Source organism: Streptomyces sp. NPDC050121, assembly GCF_044460385.1.
In the GTDB taxonomy this organism is placed as follows: domain Bacteria; phylum Actinomycetota; class Actinomycetes; order Streptomycetales; family Streptomycetaceae; genus Streptomyces; species Streptomyces soliscabiei.
The window spans coordinates 84929-100856 of sequence record NZ_JBITJV010000026.1 but is presented as its reverse complement, the minus strand read 5'-3'; the positions used below and the strand labels follow the sequence as shown (position 1 = coordinate 100856).

The 15928-nt window shown below is 71.8% G+C and carries 15 protein-coding genes; 6 read left to right on the top strand and 9 right to left on the bottom strand.

Annotated features, from left to right (window positions below; genetic code table 11):
* Positions 1-87 precede the first annotated feature (87 nt).
* Positions 88-1218 carry an aminoglycoside phosphotransferase family protein gene (locus ACIBTS_RS32680; RefSeq protein WP_399324207.1) on the bottom strand — a complete coding sequence of 377 codons (1131 nt, stop codon included), beginning with the start codon at positions 1216-1218 and terminating at the stop codon, positions 88-90.
* A 233-nt stretch (positions 1219-1451) separates the two neighbouring features.
* On the opposite strand from ACIBTS_RS32680, the gene ACIBTS_RS32675 reads away from it, so the two are divergent.
* The gene (locus ACIBTS_RS32675; protein ID WP_399324205.1) at positions 1452-2954 is read left to right on the top strand and encodes a hypothetical protein; all 1503 of its coding nucleotides are present in this window, start codon (positions 1452-1454) and stop codon (positions 2952-2954) included.
* 29 nt (positions 2955-2983) lie between these two features.
* On the opposite strand, the gene ACIBTS_RS32670 is transcribed toward ACIBTS_RS32675, so the two are convergent.
* A complete protein-coding gene (locus ACIBTS_RS32670; RefSeq protein WP_399324203.1) occupies positions 2984-4381 on the bottom strand; it encodes a PP2C family protein-serine/threonine phosphatase in 1398 nt (465 codons plus the stop codon).
* 350 nt (positions 4382-4731) lie between these two features.
* Between ACIBTS_RS32670 and ACIBTS_RS32665 the strand changes: the two genes are divergently transcribed.
* Positions 4732-5145, top strand: coding sequence for an SsgA family sporulation/cell division regulator (locus tag ACIBTS_RS32665; protein ID WP_399324201.1), 414 nt, complete (start codon positions 4732-4734; stop codon positions 5143-5145).
* Between the two features lie 13 nt (positions 5146-5158).
* On the opposite strand, the gene ACIBTS_RS32660 is transcribed toward ACIBTS_RS32665, so the two are convergent.
* Positions 5159-6184 (bottom strand): Gfo/Idh/MocA family protein, encoded by a 1026-nt coding sequence (locus ACIBTS_RS32660; protein ID WP_399324199.1) that lies wholly within the window; start codon positions 6182-6184, stop codon positions 5159-5161.
* 59 nt (positions 6185-6243) lie between these two features.
* On the bottom strand, positions 6244-7338 hold the full coding sequence (locus tag ACIBTS_RS32655) for a chemotaxis protein (RefSeq protein WP_399324197.1): 1095 nt from the start codon (positions 7336-7338) through the stop codon (positions 6244-6246).
* Positions 7339-7477: 139 nt separating this feature from the next.
* Between ACIBTS_RS32655 and ACIBTS_RS32650 the strand changes: the two genes are divergently transcribed.
* Positions 7478-8260 (top strand): alpha/beta fold hydrolase, encoded by a 783-nt coding sequence (locus tag ACIBTS_RS32650; RefSeq protein ID WP_399324195.1) that lies wholly within the window; start codon positions 7478-7480, stop codon positions 8258-8260.
* A gap of 31 nt (positions 8261-8291) precedes the next feature.
* Here ACIBTS_RS32650 and ACIBTS_RS32645 read toward each other — a convergent pair whose 3' ends face one another.
* Positions 8292-9752, bottom strand: a complete 1461-nt coding sequence (locus ACIBTS_RS32645; RefSeq protein ID WP_399324193.1) for a glutamate synthase-related protein — start codon at positions 9750-9752, stop codon at positions 8292-8294.
* On the bottom strand, positions 9753-11399 hold the full coding sequence (locus tag ACIBTS_RS32640; protein ID WP_399324263.1) for an alpha/beta hydrolase: 1647 nt from the start codon (positions 11397-11399) through the stop codon (positions 9753-9755).
* A gap of 282 nt (positions 11400-11681) precedes the next feature.
* On the opposite strand from ACIBTS_RS32640, the gene ACIBTS_RS32635 reads away from it, so the two are divergent.
* Positions 11682-12398 (top strand): chaplin family protein, encoded by a 717-nt coding sequence (locus ACIBTS_RS32635; RefSeq protein WP_399324191.1) that lies wholly within the window; start codon positions 11682-11684, stop codon positions 12396-12398.
* A gap of 130 nt (positions 12399-12528) precedes the next feature.
* Positions 12529-13305, top strand: a complete 777-nt coding sequence (locus tag ACIBTS_RS32630) for a GNAT family N-acetyltransferase (protein WP_399324189.1) — start codon at positions 12529-12531, stop codon at positions 13303-13305.
* A 74-nt stretch (positions 13306-13379) separates the two neighbouring features.
* On the opposite strand, the gene ACIBTS_RS32625 is transcribed toward ACIBTS_RS32630, so the two are convergent.
* Both ACIBTS_RS32625 and ACIBTS_RS32620 read right to left on the bottom strand, forming a co-directional pair.
* Positions 13380-13511: a hypothetical protein gene (locus ACIBTS_RS32625; protein WP_399324187.1), complete on the bottom strand. Its 132-nt coding sequence runs from the start codon at positions 13509-13511 to the stop codon at positions 13380-13382.
* Positions 13512-13944: 433 nt separating this feature from the next.
* A complete protein-coding gene (locus tag ACIBTS_RS32620) occupies positions 13945-14721 on the bottom strand; it encodes a TetR/AcrR family transcriptional regulator (protein WP_399324185.1) in 777 nt (258 codons plus the stop codon).
* Positions 14722-14822: 101 nt separating this feature from the next.
* On the opposite strand from ACIBTS_RS32620, the gene ACIBTS_RS32615 reads away from it, so the two are divergent.
* Entirely contained in the window at positions 14823-15209 is a 387-nt protein-coding gene (locus tag ACIBTS_RS32615) for a VOC family protein (protein WP_399324183.1), read from the top strand.
* Positions 15210-15496: 287 nt separating this feature from the next.
* Here ACIBTS_RS32615 and ACIBTS_RS32610 read toward each other — a convergent pair whose 3' ends face one another.
* Positions 15497-15760: a GlsB/YeaQ/YmgE family stress response membrane protein gene (locus ACIBTS_RS32610; RefSeq protein WP_079657686.1), complete on the bottom strand. Its 264-nt coding sequence runs from the start codon at positions 15758-15760 to the stop codon at positions 15497-15499.
* Positions 15761-15928: the final 168 nt, after the last annotated feature.

The following is a 15928-nucleotide window of genomic DNA, read 5'->3' as shown; positions in this document are numbered from 1 at the left end:
CCCACTCCTCATTATACCCACCCCCACCCCCCCCCCGCGGGCGCCGGCCCGCCCCCCCCCCCCCCCCCCCCCCCCACCTCTGTTCCCTCAGCGAGTGCCGACCGCCGCGCGGACGGCCCGGCGGGCCAGCTGGCAGTCGTCGTGCAGCCGCCGCAGCAGCAGGCGCTGTTCCTCGCCGGACGGCGCGGCGCCCGGGTGGGCCGCGGCCGGGGCCGTGTCGTGCATCGAACGCTGCACGGCCGTCTCGTAGGTGCGGATCTCGCGGGTCAGGACCAGCATCAGGTTCACCAGGAAGGCGTCCCGCGAGGCCGGGCCCGCCGACTGGGCGATCTGGCTGATCTGACGGCGCGCCACCGGTGCGTCACCCAGCGCCGACCACAGCGTCGCCAGGTCGTAGCCCGGCAGATACCAGCCCGCGTGCTCCCAGTCCACCAGCACTGGACCGGCCGGTGAGAGAAGGATGTTCGACAGGAGGGCATCGCCGTGGCAGAACTGACCCATGCCCTGCCGGCCCGCGGTGGCCGCGATGCCGTGCAGCAGCTTCTGCAGGTCGCCGAGGTCGCGGTCGGTCAGCAGACCCAGCTCGTGGTAGCGGGAGATACGGGCCGCGTAGTCGAGCGGCGCGTCGAACGTCCCTGCCGGCGGCCGCCAGGCGTTCAGCCGGCAGATCGCGCCGAGTGCCGCCCTGATGTCCGCCCGCGGCGGGGCCTCGGTGGGATGCCGCTGCAGTGCCGCCACGCGCCCCGGCATCCGCTCGATCACCAGTGTGCAGTTGTCCGGGTCCGCCGCGATCAGTCTCGGCACGCGCACCGGGGGGCGCTGCCGGACGAACGTGCGGTACGCGGCTATTTCGTGCCGGATCCGCTCCGCCCACACGGGGGAGTGGTCCAGTAAACACTTGGCGACGGCCGTACTGCGTCCTGTCGTACCGACCAGGAGCACCGAGCGTCCACTGCGGCGCAGCACCTGGACCGGCGCGAACTCCGGGCAGATGCGGTGCACCGACGAGATCGCCGTGCGCAGTTGCGCGCCCTGGGGGCCGGACAAGTCGAGTCTTCCGCTGAGCGGTTGCGTGCCGAGCCCCGCGGGGCGCCGGGTCAGACCCGCGCCGAGCGCGGGCGCCGCCGACCGCGCGGGATCGAGGTAGGGGCCGCCGCCGCCCGGGCGGGGGTGCAGCGACCGGGGCGGGGCGGACACGGAGGACGATGCTGCGTACATGGGCGAAACAGATCCCTTCGTGTGCCGGACGTCAAAGCGCTGCCCCGACCGGTCCTTTCGGGTGCACCCTGGGGAATGTCCCTCGGCGACCGGGTCGGGGTGGCGCTTTCCTACCCGACACCCATGGCCCACTGGCACACCATGTGGCGAACCCTGGCGAAACCCTGGCGAATAGTCCCCCGGCAACTTTCCCGGGGCTACTGTCAACTCAGCCGAGAACCTGGGGGCTTGACGTGAGCGGACAACCCAACACCCGTCTCTCGGATCTGTTCGGCCTGGCCGGCTGGTCCAAGGGTGAACTCGCGAGGCTGGTCAACCGGCAGGCGGCGGCCATGGGCCACCCCCAGCTGTCGACCGACACCTCCCGGGTGCGGCGGTGGATCGACATGGGAGAGATCCCGCGCGATCCGGTGCCGCGGGTGCTGGCGGCTCTGTTCACCGAGCGTCTCGGCCGTGTCGTGACCATCGAGGACCTCGGTCTGGTCCGGCACGGGCGTACAGGGAAACGGCCCGGCGGCGGGAGTGTGGAACATCCCGACGGTGTGCCGTGGGCGCCCGGACGGACTGCTGCGGTCCTCACCGAATTCACGGGAATGGACCTCATGCTCAACCGACGCGGCTTGGTGAGCGCAGGTGTCGCGCTCACGACGGGATCCGCACTCAGCAGCGCCATGTACGAATGGCTGCACACCGACCCGACCCTCTCCGCCGACGCTCCCGTCATCGACCACCCCCTCCTCCACCATGGCGAACCCGCCGGCTTCGACCGCTACGAGGCCGCCCCCATCGGAGCGGAGGAGGTCGACGAACTGGAACGCTCGGTCGAAGTGTTCCGGGCCTGGGACGCGGCCCGCGGGGGCGGCCTGCAACGCAAGGCCGTCGTGGGCCAGCTCAACGAGGTCGGTGGCATCCTCGCCTACCATCACCCCTCTCATCTCCAGCGCCGTCTGTGGGGGGTCGCGGCCAACCTCGCCGTCCTCGCGGGCTGGATGTCGCACGACGTCGGCCTGGAGCCCACGGCCCAGAAGTACTTCGTCATCGCCGCGCATGCCGCGCGGGAGGGCGGCGACCGGCCACGGGCCGGCGAGGCGCTCTCCCGCGCGGCCCGTCAGATGGTGCACCTCGGCCGGCCCGACGAGGCCCTCGACCTGATGAAGCTCGCCCAGTCCGGCGCCGGCGACAACGTACTGCCGCGCACCCGGGCGATGTTCCACACCATCGAGGCCTGGGCGCAGGCGTCCATGGGCAAGGGTCAGGCCATGCGCCGCACCCTCGGTCGGGCGGAGGACCTCTTCGTCGCCGACAAGGGCGACGTCACCCCGCCGCCCTGGATGCAGACCTTCAAGGACGAGGACCTGTACGGCATGCAGGCCCTGGCCTACCGCACGCTGGCCGAGTTCGAGCCGCAGGCGGCCGTGCACGCCCAGTACTACGCGGAGAAGGCCCTGGCGCTGCGCGTCGACGGGCGGGAGCGGTCGAAGATCTTCGACCATCTGTCCATGGCCTCCGCCTGCTTCATCGCCGACGACCCCGAACAGGCGGACCGGTTCGCGCGGTTGGCGCTGGTGTCGATGGGGTCGAACTCCTCACGGCGCACCTGGGACCGGCTGAGCCAGATGTACCGGCTCACCGCGCAGTACGCCAACTACCCCGGGATCAGCGAGCTCCGCGAGGAGATCAGGCTGGCGCTGCCGAAGCAGAAGGGAGGCAGGGGCGGCAACAGCGCCCAGGCGTGAGCGAGTTGGCGTGAAACACGAACCTGTTGTCACCGGGTGACGCGGGCGACGAGTGCACAGGCGTCGTCCTCGCGCGCGGTCCCACCGCACTCCTCCACGATCAGCCGTACGCAGTCGTGTGCGGTGCGCGTCCCGTCCAGGCGGGGGGCGAGGTCGAGGAGACGGGGGGCGGGGGCCAGTCCGTCGGTGTGCAGCACGAGCAGATCGCCTTCTTCGAGGGTCGCCTCGGCCTGCCCGTAGGCGGCGCGCGAGGTGGCTCCGAGGAGGACGCCCTGCGGCGAGGTGAGCCGGCGCCCCGTCCCGTCGCGGAACAGCAGCGGGGCGGGGTGTCCGGCCTGGGCCCACATCAGGGTGCGGGTGTCCGGCCGGTAGCGGCAGCAGACGGCGCTGCCCAGGGCCGGCTGGTCGGTGGCGTCCAGTAACTGGTTGAGCCAGGACATCAGTTGGGCCGGCTCGGTGCCCGCCATGGCCATGCCGCGCAGGGCGCCGAGCAGCATCGCCGTGTTCGAGGCGACGGCCGGGCCGTGTCCGGTGAGATCGCCGACGCCGAGCAGCGTCTGGCCGTCGGAGAGTTCGAGCGCGTCGTACCAGTCGCCGCCGATGAGCGAGGTCGTCGCGGCGGGCACGTAGTGGGCGGCGATGTCGAGGGAGCGGGGGCCCTGGCTCGGGAGGCGCAGGGAGTCACGCCACGGTGGCAGCACGGCCTCCTGCAGTTCGACCGCGAGCCGATGCTCGGTCTGGGCGCGGTGTCGCTGCTGCTGGAGCGACTCACGGCTCTCGCGCACCGCCCGCTGGCTGCGGCGCAGTTCGCTGACGTCCCTCAGAACGGCCCACATCGAGGCGGTGGCGCCCTCGCCGTCGAGCACGGGTTCGCCCATCATGTGCACGGTCCGGACCTCGCCGCCCGGCCGGACGACGCGGAACTCCCCGTCGATGGGCCTGGCGTCGACCAGACAGTCCGTGACCATCGCGGTGAGTTTGGGCCGGTCCTCATCGAGGACGAGCGAGGGCAGTTCGTCGAGGGTGAGCGGGGGAGCGGTGAGGTCGCGGCCGAGGATCCGGTAGAGCTCCTCGGACCAGACGGCGTCGTCCGTCAGCAGGTTCCACTCGGCGCTGCCGACCCGGCTGAGCAGCGCCGCGCGCCGGGAGACCGCCGGTGCGGCGGATCCGGGCTCGGCGGCCGGCACCGGCGGCGGGCCGTCCCGCAGCTGGGCCAGGTGCGCGTCCAGGTCGTTGAGTTGGTGCAGCGCCAGGTCGTAGAGCGCGCGCTGCCAGCGCCCCTGCGGGTCCGTCGCGTCGCCCTGTGTGTCCTGCCGTACGGCGTCCATGTCGCCCTTGAGCCGTCGTGTCTGCGTGATCAGCGCGTCGACCGAGCCACGCCCTGGCGGCTGGGCGGCTGAGCGGTCCGCAGAGACATGGGACGGCATGAAGCACTCCGATGCGGAAACGGTACGACGAAAGCTGGCACAGGGGCCGTTACGACTGTGGCACAGCCCGCGACGGCGTGTAAGGGATTTGGCAACACACGATTCGGTGGTGCTTCTGGCATATGCCAGAGTCTTCGCGGTGGGGTGGGGGAATGCGGTTGGCGCCTCGTGCGGAGGGGTCAAGTCGTAGGTGACGTACGTGACTTGAGGGACAGGTGAGGGGGTCGGAATGGCTGTCGGGTACATGTTCGACGGCCTGATGTTCCAGGGTGTGGCACCTGTGATGCAGGTCACAGGAATTGGAGACCGCTTTCCCGTAATGCGAAGGGCCTCTGCGAGGTCGTACATGCATGGACATCACTCTTGAACAACCCGTCCGCGCCCGCTTGATCACCGCGGAGGATCAGGAGCTGCCCGTGCCCGCCACGCTCCGCTACGACTCCACCGACCCGTTTGCGGTGCACGTCGACTTCCCGTCGGAGGTGTCGCTGGCGGGCGAGGCGGTCACCTGGACCTTCGGCCGGGCTCTGCTGGAGCAGGGCGTGAGCGGTCCGGCGGGCAGCGGTGATGTGCACATCTGGCCCTGCGGGCGGGCCCGTACGGTGATGGAGTTCCACTCCCCGCTCGGACTGGCCCTGCTCCAGTTCGACACCGGCGCCCTGCGCCGGTTCCTGCTGCGCAGTTACGCCGTGGTCGCGGCAGGCCAGGAGGACGTCGACGCCGCGGTGGACCAGGGCCTGCAGGCCCTGCTCGGCAACGTCTGAGTCCCGCCCGGTGTCAGCGACCGCCCCCGGCGTACAGGCCGGGGCGCGGGGCGAGTTCGACGGGGACGCGCGCGCCGACCTCCAGCGCCCGGACCCCGGCCTCGGCGACGACGGAGGCCGCGTAGCCGTCCCAGGCTGTCGGCCCCGTGACCCGGCCCCGCCGGGTGGCGTCGACCCATGCCTGCACCTCGCGGTCGTAGGCGTCCGCGAACCGCACGAGGTAGTCCTGGGGCACGTCCGCACCGGCGGCGCCCCGCGTGGTGACGAGCATCCCGTTCTCGTCGCCGACGCGCGCGCTGCCCGCCTCGCACACGGCCTCGCAGCGCACCTGGTACCCGAAGCCGCAGTTGACGAAGACCTCCACGTCGACCAGCGCGCCCTGCGCGGTCTCGAAGACCACGAACTGGGGGTCGAGCAGGCCCCGCGGGGCACCGGACGAAGGCCGCGGGCGCAGCACGGCGACCGAGGTCAGCTCCTGTCCGAGCAGCCAGCGGGCCGCGTCGATCTCGTGCGACACCGAGCTGTCGATCAGCATCGCGCTGGTGAAGTCGGGCGGCGAGGAGACATTGCGGTGGACGCAGTGCAGCATCAGCGGCCGCCCGAGCCGGCCCTCGTCCAGCAGGGCCTTGAGCCTGCGGTACTCGGCGTCGTAGCGCCGCATGAACCCGATCTGCGCCAGCCGCCGCCCCAGCCCGGCCTCCGCCTCCAGCACCCGCAGCGCCCCGGCGGAATCCGGCACCATCGGCTTCTCGCACAGCACCGGAAGCCCGCGGGCGAAGGCCTCGAGCAGTGCCTCCTCGTGCGCGGGACCCGGCGAGGCGATCAGCACGGCCTCCACTCCGGGAGCGTCGAGCGCGGCCGCCGCCTCCGTGTGGACCGTCGCCCCCTCGATCCCGGTCGTGGCCTCCTTCGCCCGTGAGGCGTCGGGATCGGCCACGGCGGCGACCCTCGCTCCGCTCACCACCCGATCGAGGCGGCGTATGTGGTCGGCGCCCATGTGCCCGGCACCCAGTACGGCCACGCCCAGCAGGTCACCCACGAACGCTCTCCCTCCCGGTCGACGATCACGCCGTAGCGTACGCGGGGGAGGGGAGCGGTTCAGTAGCGCAGTACGGCCGCGATCCCGGCGGCGTCGCCCAGCGCGCCGTCCGGTACGAAGCGCACGTCGGCGCCCGTCTCCAGGCACTGTTCGACGATCTCGTCCACGATGTCCTCGCGGGCGTCCAGGTCGCCGCTCTCGGCCGGGACCAGATGGGCGCCGTCGTCGCGCACCGTCACCTGGTAGTTCTCCTCGACGGCCAGCAGCCGGACCCGGCCCTCCCGGGCGTTCTGCCAGAGCTCGTCGACGCCGGCCGCGAACATGCGGTGGCCGCGGGCCGAGTCGAGCACCCTGGCCAGCGCCGCGGTGTCCCGGCGCGCCTCCGCGTCGTGCAGCGGACGCACCGCCTGCCAGACGGCGTCGGGCGTGCCGTGGGACAGTCCGCCGTGCGGGACGTGCACCGCGTCCCGGGTGACTCCGCCCACCTCGTCGATGCAGGACAGCGCCGCCTGCTCGCCGGTGACGTACAACGGCCGTGGCTCCTCGCGCAGCAGCCTGCCCACGGCGGTGTCGGCTTCGCGCAGGAAGTGACGGGTGTCCTCGTCGCGGAAGGTGCTGGGCAGGTCGCCGATCCGCTCCTGGCGCTCCGCGTCGAAGTTCTCCCGGTTCCTGATGAGCGGGAAGCCGCCGGTGTGCTCCTCGGTGACCCGGTCGGCGCCGCCGTTCCACAGCGTCACGCGGTCGGCGGAGACCGACAGGACCCAGAACGGTCGTTCGGCGGCCTGCGCGGAGACGAGGTTGCGGGTCAGGAAGGTGTCGGAGAGCACGACGCGCTCGGGGACGGCGCGGGCCAGGGACCACACCTGGTGCTCGCCCGGCGCGGCGTAGATGACCAGGCCGTCCTCGGTGTGCGCCAGGTCGACCTCGGCGAGGGCCCGGTCGAGCTGGTCGGCGACGTCGGCGCGCCGCTCCCGGGTGACCGCCGGGTCGGTCTCCAGCTGCTTCTTCGCCTCGGCCACGACATTGCGCAACCGGACCCGGTCCTGGGTGTTCTCGGGTTCCCGGCGGTGGGTCGGCGTCAGCACGGACACCGCGGGATAGGGCCGCGGGCGGCGCAGTTCGGAGAGGGTCGCGGGGCTGAGTGCGTTCTCCATAACAGCACGATAGGTCCGAATCGTCCGTCGGGCATTTCCCGGTTTCCCCACAGGACCGGTGGCGGACGACCGTGACGGCGGGCCCGGCGGCCCGTTACCGTACGCGTCAGTAACCGGGATCGCACCGCAGGAGGCACTCATGCCGCAGCTCGAGGTCGACGGCGCAGCACTGACGTACGACGACGAGGGCCCGCGCGACGGCGACGGCGTGCCCCTGGTGTTCGTGCACGGCTGGACGGCGAACCGGCACCGCTGGGACCACCAGGTGGCGCACTTCGCCCGGAAGCGCCGGGTGATCCGCTTCGACCTGCGCGGCCACGGCGAGAGCAGCGGGGCGGGCGTGAAGACCGTCGCGGAACTGGCGAAGGACCTCCTGGCTCTCCTCGACCACCTGGAGATCGAGCGCTTCGTGCTCGTCGGCCACTCGATGGGCGGGATGATCTCGCAGACCGTCGCGCTCTCCCACCCCCGGCGCGTGGAGCGCATGGTGCTGGTGAACTCCATCGGCCGCATGACGTACAGCAGGGGCCGCGGCCTGCTGATGGGGGCCTCCACCCTCGTCCCCTTCAAACTGTTCGTCGCCGCCAACATCCAGCGCGCCTTCGCCCCCGGCTACCCCCGCGACGAGATCCGCGCATACGTCAAGGCCTCCGCGGACACCCCGCGCGAGGTCGTCATGACGCTGTACGGCGCCATGCGGGCCTTCGACGTCCTGGACCGGGTCGGGGAGATCCAGGCCCCCACGCTGATGATCCACGGCTACCACGACATCCAGCTCCCGGTGCGGCAGATGCTACGGATGGCCAAGGCCTATCCGGACGCCGTCGTCCGCATCCTCGACGCCGGTCATGAACTCCCCGTCGAGAAGCCGGCCGAACTGACCGCGGCGATCGACGCCTTCGTGAGCGTCGAGCCCGCATAGTCGTCGGCGCGACCGGAAGTCGTTGCCGGCGCTACCGGAAGCTGTCCGGGTCGGCCGCCTTCCAGTCCGCCGCCCACGACTGCGGGGGCCCGGCGAGCAGTTCTCCCGGCGCGAGCCACTCGTACAACTCCGCGTACGAGCGCGCCGTGCCGGGGCCCGCTCGCCGGACCAGGTGGGCGGGGGTGAGGCCGCCCGGCTCGCGAACCCCCATCGCCGCCATGACCGAGACGGCCTCGCGCACCGTCTCCCGCTGATAGCGCCGGACCTGCTCGGCCTGGGCGGCCACGTTCAAGGACCGCGCCCGCAGCGGGTCCTGCGTGGCGACGCCGGCTGGACAGGCGCCGGTGTGGCAGCGCCCGGCCCGGACGCAGCCGACGGCGAGCATCATCGCGCGGGCCGCGTTGGTGTAGTCGGCGCCCTGGACCAGGCGCCTGACGATGTCGCAGCCGGTGGCCACCCGGCCGCTCGCCCCGATCCGGACCCGGTCCCGCAGCCCGACGCCGACCAGCGCGTTGTGCACGGTGATCAAGCCCTCGGTGAGCGGCATGCCGAGGCGTCCCGCGAATCCCGTCGGCGCGGCCCCCGTGCCGCCTTCCGACCCGTCCACCACCACGAAGTCGGGGGCCACCCCCTCCGCCACCATCGCCCTGCACACCGCGAGGAACTCCCGCCGCGCCCCCACGCACAGCTTGAACCCGATCGGCTTGCCGCCCGCCGACTCCCGCAGCCGGGCCAGGAACAGCACCAGTTCCCGAGGCGTCGAGAACACCCGGTGGCAGGGCGGCGACACCACCGGCTCGCCCACCGGCGCCTTCCGCTCCCGAGCGATCTCGGCGCTCACCTTCACCCCCGGCAGCACCCCGCCGCCGCCCGGCGCCGCCCCCTGGGACAGCTTCAGCGACACGCACTTCACCTCGGGCAGCGCCGCCTTGTCCGCGAACTCCCGTACGTCGAAACCCCCGTCGGCGCCGCGACAGCCGAAGTACCCCGTCCCGATCTCCCAGACGAGGTCGCCGCCGCCGCGCAGGTGGTACTCCGACAGCCCGCCCTCCCCGGTGTCCTGCGCGAAACGGCCCAGTGCCGCACCCCGGTTGAGGGCGAGGACCGCGTGCGACGACAGCGCCCCGAAACTCATCGCGGACACGTTGAGCAGCGCCATGTCGTACGGCTGGGCGCAGTCGGGCCCGCCCACCCGCACCACCGGCGCCTCCTCGGGCGCCTCGACCGGCCACAGCGACGGCACCAGGAACTCCCGCCCGTCCGGCCGGGCCCCGCCCGGTGGCGCCTGCTCTCCCCGACGGCGCAGCCGCCCGACCAGCGGGTGGTTGCGCAGCACGGTGCGGCGCCGTTGCAGCAGGTCCCGGCCGCCCAGGCAGGTCAGCGCCAGCGCAGGCCCGGCCGCGAGCCACCAGCGGACGGACAGGGTGGCGGCGGCGAGCGTCGTCCCGGCGGCGACCAGGGCGACGAGCAGCAGCGGCAGGAAACGGCGCACTCAGTCGTCGTCCTCGTCGGGCCCGCAGGAGCTGCCGTCGGGCGGCAGGGAGCCGTACAGCAGGAAGTCGTCGACCTTGCGGTGCACGCATTTGGACGAGCCGTAACCGGTGTGGCCCTCGCCCTTGTTGTCGAGCACCACGGCCGACGACCCGAGCCGCTGCGCGGTCTCCACGGTCCATCGGTACGGCGTCGCGGGGTCGCCGCGCGTGCCGACCAGGAGCATCTTCGGGGTGCTGAGGTCCTTCACCTTCTCGCGGATGAAGTCGGTGCCCTTGGGGCGGCCGTAGCACATCAGGACCTCGGTGAGGCGGTACTGCCCGAACACCGGTGACGCGTCCTCGTAGGCGGCGCGCAGCCGTCCGAGGTCCTCGGTGAACTGCTCGGCGGTGGCCCGGTCCGGGTCGTCCGCGCAGTTGATCGCCATCAGCGCCGCCGGCAGGTTGTCGAGGGGGACGTCGTCCTCGTCGACGAGCGCCCCGGGCGAGGGCGCGACGCTGCTGCCCGGAGCCCGGAGCTGGTCGGGCAGCCGGAGCGGGACGGGCAGCGGCAGCGGGAAGGCGAAACCGCCGGTCACGAACCCCATGACCCCGCTGGCGTCCCCGTTCTCGACGAGCTGGGCCAGCGCCCGCTCCAGCAGCGGCCACAGCTGCTTGCTGTACAGCCCCTGCCCGAGAGCGCCGACCAGGTCCTGGCCGGAGAAGTCGTCGCCGAAGTCCGTCGGCACCGGATCCTCGTCGAGTGAGCGCACGAGCCGGAGGACCTCCTCGCGGGCCAGCCGCGCATCCTGCCCGAACGGGCAGGCGATGTCCTTCACGCACCAGCCGACGAAGTCGTCCAGGGCCACCTGCTGCCCCCGGGCGCCCGCGATCCCCTGCTCCGTCAGCGGTTCGGTCAGCGTGTCGACGCCGTCGAGGACGAACCGGCCCACCCGGTCGGGGAACCGGGCGGCGTACACCGAGCCGAGCCGGGTGCCGTACGAGAAGCCGAGGTAGTTGAGCTTCTTGTCGCCGAGCGCCCGGCGCAGCACGTCCAGGTCCTGCGCCGCGACGACGGTGCCGATGTGCGGCAGCACCGGACCGGAGTGTTTCGCGCAGTCGGCGGCGGTCTGTTTCAACCGGGCGAGGAGGGCTCGTGGATCGGCGGGTGCCGAGTCCTCGTCCAGGGAGTTCAGCGCGCTGTCCTGGCCGTCCCCGCAGCTCACGGGGGAGGAGCGGCCGACGCCCCGGGGGTCGAAGGTGACCACGTCGTAGCCGTCGGTCAGATCCATGAAATCCTTGCCGCTGTAGGCGAGTTCGGGGACGCCCGCGCCGCCGGGGCCGCCGAAGTTGAGCACCACCGAGCCGCGCTTCTTGCCCGTGGCCCGGTAACGGGCGAGCGCGAGGTCGAGCGCGCCGGCCCTGGGGCGGGCGTAGTCGAGGGGGACGGTCAGCTTGGCGCACTGCAGGTCGTTCGGCATGCCGTCGCCCTCGCACGCCGACCAGGTGACCTTCTGGCCGTAGAACCGGGCCAGGTCGGGTCGGTCGTCGCCGTCGTCGCTCCGGCTCGCGGTGGCCGTCGGCAGGCCCGCGCCCAGCAGGGTCAGTGCGGCGGTTGCGGCGAGCGCGCAGTGTCGCAGCCCGGGCCGCCTCGGCAGCTTGGCCAGCATCAGTGCCTCCAGGGACGCCCGCAGCGGTCCGGGAACGGCGCCCTCGATCACGATAAGCGGCCCGAGGACGACGCGCCTGTGGGCGACCGCCCCCCGCCTGGGAGCCGCGTCGGCACCCCTATGGCGTTCCTACGGCGGCCCGTGCGGCGGTTTGTCATTAGTTCGACAAAGATGGCACCCAATGGGGTGAAAGAGTGTTTAGGCATAACCCGGATGGTTCGGCGCCGTTCTACCGGGTGCGGGCGAGTGCCCGCGATTTCATGTCTGGAAGGCAGGGACCCCATGAGACGGGTTACCCGAACCGGTGTGTTGGCCGTCGCCGCAGTCTCCGGCGCGATGGCTGTGACGCTGCCCGCACTCGCCGACTCCACGGCGAACGGCTCCATGGCCGGCTCGCCCGGGCTGATCTCCGGCAACGGTGTGCAGTTGCCGGTGAACCTCCCGGTGAACCTGTGCGGGAACACGGTGAACGTGGTGGGCGTGCTGAACCCCGCAGCGGGCAACACCTGCGGAAACAAGGGCGAGGCCGCCGCTTCCGGCGCGTCCGGCGCGTCCTCGGACGGCGGCGCCACCGCCAACGGCGGCACGAAGGACTCCCCGGGCGTCGTCTCCGGCAACGGGGTCCAGTTGCCGGTCCACCTCCCGGTGAACGCAAGCGGCAACAGCGTGAACGTCGTCGGCATCGCGAACCCGGGGTTCGGTAACGAGTCCGTCAACGCCTCCAGCGAGGAACCTGCGCAGCCCGTCGAGCCCGACGGGCCCGGGTCGCAGCCGCCGATCCGGCACAACCCGCCCTCCGAGCCCCAGCATCCGGGCCCGAGGCACAGCCCCGTCCCGCGGACCCCCGCCCTCGCCCCCCGAGCCGCGGTGCCCGAGGCCGTGTCCTCGCTGGCCCGCACCGGAGCCGACGCCACTTTGCCCGCCCTGGCCGGCAGTACGGCGATGGTGCTCGGCGGAGCGGCCCTCTACCGGAGGTTCCGCCCGCGCAGGGAACGCTGAGCGCCCCCCGCACCGGCAGGTCCGCAGGCCCCGGCCGAGCAGGGGGCCTGCGGCCGCGCCCCACCGCCCCGTCCGCACCACGGCGTCCAATTCCGTTGTCAGGGGCGCGCCGGGATGTTGGAGTGGGCGTATGGATCATGCCGCGGTACTTGCCCTGTACGACCGGGAGATGCGCGAAGGCGCGCGCCCCGAGACCTCCGACGCCCGCGTCGAACGGGCCGGGGGCGTGGTCCGGCACATCGGCGGCGAGGGCGGCTGGAGCGGGGTCCTCTGGTCGGACCTGGACTCCGCCGGCGCCGACGCGGCGATCGCGGAACAGATCGCCCACTTCACCGGGCTCGGCCACGAGTTCGAGTGGAAGCTGTACGAGCACGACCGTCCGGCCGACCTCGGGCGACGCCTCACGGCGGCCGGATTCTCGGCCGATCCCACGGAGACCTTGATGATCGGCGAGACGAGCGGCCAACTCGTCGACGTCGAACCGCCCGAGGGCGTCCGCATCGAACCCGTGACCGACCGGGCAGGCGTCGAGCTCATGGTCGAGGCGAACGAGCAGGCCTTCGGCCGCGACGGCTCCTGGCTGCGAGACCTCATGCGCGCCCGCCTCGCCGCCGAGCCGGACGCGATCGTCGCCCTCCTCGCCATGGCCGGGGACGTGCCGGTGAGCTCGGCGCGGATGGAACTCATCCCCGGCACGAGCTTCGCGGGCCTCTGGGGCGGCGGCACCGTCGAGGCCTGGCGGGGCCGCGGCATCTACCGTGCGCTGATCGCCCACCGTGCCCGCGTCGCCGCCGACCGCGGCTACCGCTACCTCCAGGTCGACGCCTCCGACCAGAGCCGCCCCATCCTCCAGCGCCTCGGCTTCGCGCCACTGAGCACGACGACGCCCTACGTGTACGCGCGGTAGGCCGGTGGGGCGGTAGGGAAGCCGGGTGGTCGAGGTACAGGAAATCCCGGTGAGATCGATCTTGCTCGGCTCTCCTACCGGTTGTCTCCGTTCCGGGCCTGCGCGAGCAACTGGGCTACCACGTCGTCGGAGCCGCGTTTGACCTGGCCGGCCAGGTCATCCAGCACGGTGTCTCCATCGAGGACCCGCGCGGTGAGCTGTTCCATCAGTGCCGGGTCGGCGCCACCGCCAGGCCCTGCACTGCGGGCGCGGACCGAGCTGCGGGGGCCGATGACTTGTGCATTGTCGGATCCGACGGCTCCTTCGGCCTCGGCGAGCGCCCGGTACAGGGAGGCGACCGAGGGCCGCTTGCCCGCGTTCTTGCCCCTCCTGGTGGTGAGCTTCTTCGCGATGTCAGGGACGTCCGGATCGGCTTGGCCGCCGCGGCGGCCCGCACCGCCTCGACCGGTGGGCCCGGCTTCCCCGGCCGCCCGGGCCCCCGGTCCTCAAGCACGGGGAGGTCGAGTTCCTCGCGGAGCGCGGGGAGGGACTCAGAATCGTCTCGCACAACGCCCCGGTATCGAGAGGGCTTCTGCGAGTCGCGACCTGCGCAGACGTGACCGGCTCTGGGGCGCTCGCGGATCTCTCGCAACCGGTCATTCACGAGAAGGCGCTGCGGTGGTCGCCGAGGCAGGCGAGGCCGTCCAGGATCCGCTGCAGTCCGAAAGCGAAGGCGTGGTCGGGGTTGTACATGCCTTGATGGGCCTCACCCGCGGCGCTTCCGATCCGCACTGCGAGGGGGAACCGGGCGGGATCGAAGACCTTGGCCAGCAGGGGTTCGTTGGCGGCCCACCACTGCTGGTCGGACATCGCGCTGTCGCGGGCGGCGGCCTGGGTGTCGAGGGCCGCGCGGGCGACGGAGCGGACGAGGTCGAGGATGAGGGTGAGGGCCGCGTCCCTCTCCACGTCGTCGAGGCCTGAGCCCTCGAACGCGGCCAGCTCGTGTTCGTACTTGGTCATGAGGCCGGGCCCCAGCGGTGGGCGCGCCGTGGACATGGTCGCCACCCAGGGGTGGCGGCCGTAAAGGTCGCGGTTCTCCTGCGCGACGGCCTCCACCCTGCTGCGCCACGAGGCCGCCGGGCGGGTGCTGCGCGGCATCCCTAGGTACACGGCGTCCAGCATGAGGTCGAGCAATTCCGCCTTGCCCGGGACGTAGGTGTAGAGCGTCATCGGCGTGACCCCCAGTCGACGGGCGATGCCGCGCATGGTCAGGGCTTCCAGGCTGTCGGAGTCGGCGAGCTCGACGGCGACCCGAACGACGGCGTCGACCGACAGGCCCTGCCGGGGGCCGCGGCGGGTCTGCTCGGTTCTGGGCTCGCGCCACAGCAGTTCCAGGATGTGCGCCGGGTCGCTCGTGCCCCCGTGTTCTTTGGCCATGGCCTCATTCTTCCTGTTACAGCCCTCCGCCCCTCCATGACTATCTCTATATGCAGTATAATGTACATCGTATAGAGATACTCTCGTGCGAAGGACGGACCATGAACATCACCTCCACCGCCGTCTCCCTGACCGTTGACGACGTCCCCTCCTCGGCCGCATTCCTGGCCAAGCACTTCGGCTTCCGCGAGGCCGTGGCCGCCGAGGGCTTCGCCTCGCTGGTCCGCGAGGACGCGGCCGACGTGATCTTTCTGCGGCGCGGCATTGAGATCCTGCCCGAAGGCTTCCGGGACCAGCGCGCCGCAGGCGTGATCATCGCCTTCACGGTGGACGATCTGGACGCCGAGTACCACCGACTGGAAAGCGAGGGCGCCCCCATCACCATGCCGCTGCGTGAGGAACCCTGGGGTGAGCGCCTCTTCCAGGTCACCGACCCCAACGGCGTCATCATCCAGCTCGTCGCCTGGGCCGCCCCCGAGCGCGCGTGACAACCACGGGTCGGCCGCTGGCGACCTGAGTCGGACATTCGTCGTTGGTTCGGTCCGAGTCGTCCGGGTCCGAAGATTCCGCCGTTGTCGGTGACCGATGCCCAGTGGGCCGTGCTGGAGGGCTGGGTGCGTCGCCGAACGACGGCCCATGATCGTTCTCACCGGGATTTCCTGTGCTTTGCTTCAACCACTCACACCCGCAAGCGGCAGGGCGGTAGGGAAGCAGCAGGGCCGACGCCGCTGGAGACGCGGTACAGGTGTGGCCTCCGTCGGCGTCGCCCCTTCTGTCAGCGCCGCGCCTTCGCCCGGTCCAGTGCCGCCACGCCGAACGCGGCGAGGCCGATCTGGATGAGCCACTCGATCCAGTCGACGCCCTTGGTGTCGTCCACGCCGAGCCCCGTGGCGAGCGCCGAACCGATCAGCGCGGCCACGATGCCGACGGCGATCGTCCACAGCACGCCGATGCGTTGGCGGCCCGGGACGACGAGTCGTCCCAGTACGCCGATGATGATGCCGATGAAGATGGCACTGATGATGCCGTCGATCTCCATCTCCGCCCCTCCGCTTCTGAGTGGGACCCCGATGCAGTGCTTGTGCCCGCTGCACGGTGGGGCAGTCCGTTCCGCTTGGCGGTGCTCGGAGCGAAGCCCTTGAGCGTTGACGTTTTTTGCTCGCGTCATTGCCCGGCTTTGATGTTCACCGCTCAGTCATGCCATGTA